This window comes from Natronococcus sp. (genome assembly GCF_047921035.1).
Lineage (GTDB): Archaea > Halobacteriota > Halobacteria > Halobacteriales > Natrialbaceae > Natronococcus.
This window is the reverse complement of sequence record NZ_JBLRWX010000216.1, coordinates 1-1,626: the sequence shown is the minus strand read 5'-3', so window position 1 is coordinate 1,626 and position 1,626 is coordinate 1. Positions and strand designations below refer to the sequence as shown.

1 protein-coding gene and 1 pseudogene are annotated in these 1,626 nt (G+C 70.6%); both read right to left on the bottom strand.

Translation table 11 applies throughout. The annotated features are described in order from the left end of the window. Window positions 1-80: 80 nt before the first annotated feature. Window positions 81-356, bottom strand: a pseudogene (locus tag ACNA7R_RS20260) (glycosyltransferase); the annotation flags it as partial. Between the two features lie 91 nt (window positions 357-447). Beyond that, window positions 448-1,626, bottom strand: a 1,179-nt coding sequence (locus ACNA7R_RS20255) for a cobyrinic acid a,c-diamide synthase (RefSeq protein ID WP_416285338.1), incomplete at its 5' end; no start/stop codon positions are given.

Here is a 1,626-nt window from a genome sequence, read left to right as displayed (position 1 = left end):
ATAGTAACAACTGAAACTGTTTACACACCGATCGCACAGTCGTCGTGCGATCGGGTGCGCACTGACTTTCAGTGGCTACTATAGAAGTCGTCGTCGGTCCAGACGATCCGCTCCGTTTCGGCGGCCTCCATGCCGGCCGCGATCGCGTTGGCCTTCCCGGAACAGCCCTCGGGTTCGCCGGCGACGATCAGCCTGACGCCGGGATACTCCGCGACGCGTTCGGCGACCGACTCGAGGCGGTCGTCGCAGACGACGAGGAGTTCGTCGTCCGGTCGAAGCTGGGCGGCGACCTGCTCGCAGGCGTCGTTCCACCCCGTCGTCGGCAGGACGACGGTCGTCGGCGTAGCCGCTGCCATACCCCACCCTTCACGCTGGTTGTTATCAAACAACAGGATCGATCCGGTGACGGCCGGGCGGACGTGACGGGGTGCGGAAGGCGGTCCGAACTCAGTTCTCGAGCAGATCGAGGAAGCGATCGAACGCCCCGCTCTCGGGGTGGACGTGGGCGTAGGTGCCCAGCGAGTCGTACTCGAGGAGGCCGTCGTGTTCGCCGTCGATCCCCGTTCCGCGAACCGTCTCGAACGCGAAGCGGGCGTCGGCGTCGACCTCGGCGCTCGAGTAGTGGAACTCGTGGCCCCGGATCGACTCGCCCGCTGTCGCGGTGAGCGTGCCGTCGACGGCCTCGAGTTCGACGTGGTCGAGCGCCTGGTACCGGTCGTGCATCGTCACGTCCGCGGGCAGGATCCCGGCCATCTCGCCGCGCTCGCCGTCGGCGGTCGAGAGCGACCGGCTCATCGCCATCAGTCCGCCGCACTCGCCGAGGACGGGGAGACCGTCGCTCGCGCGCTCGCCGAGGTCGGCGAGGGTGCCGCCGGCCTCGAGTTCCTCGACGTGGAGTTCGGGGTACCCCCCGGGGAGGTAGACGCCGTCGCAGTCGGGGACCGGGTCGCCGGCGACCGGCGAGAAGATGACGACCTCGCCGCGCTCGCGGAACCGCTCGATCGTCGCGGGGTACCGAAAGCAGAAGGCCGCGTCGCTGGCGACGGCGACGCGGGCGTCGACGGGCGTCGCCCCCTCGTCGATCCGTACGCCACCATCGAGCGCGCCGGGTTCGCTCGCCACCGCTGCCAGCCGCTCGGCCTCGAGGGGCTCGGCGGCCTCCCGCAGCGCCTCGCGGGGCAGCGCCGCCTCCGCGCCCATCTCGAGGCCCAGGTGACGGTCGGGAATCTCGAGGTCGGGGTTCGGCGGGATCCGGCCGAAGTACTCGAGTTCCTCGGGCAGCGCGTCCCGGATGCCCTTCGCGTGGCGACCACCGTGGGCCCGCTGGGCGACGATCCCGGCGACTTCGACGTCGCGGCCGATCCGATCGGCGTACTCGCGAAAACCCAGGGCCGTGGCGGCGACGCTTTCCATCCCCGCGCTGGCGTCGACGACGAGCACGACGGGGAGGTCGAGCGCCTCGGCGACCATCGCCGTGCTCGAGCCGTCGCCGTCGTACAGCCCCATGACGCCCTCGACGACACAGACGTCGCCCTCGCCGCGGGCGTAGTTGCGCCGCAGGCCCTCCTTCCCGCAGATCCAGAGGTCGAGCGTCCGGGAGGGCCGCCCTGCGATCGCCTCGTGGTG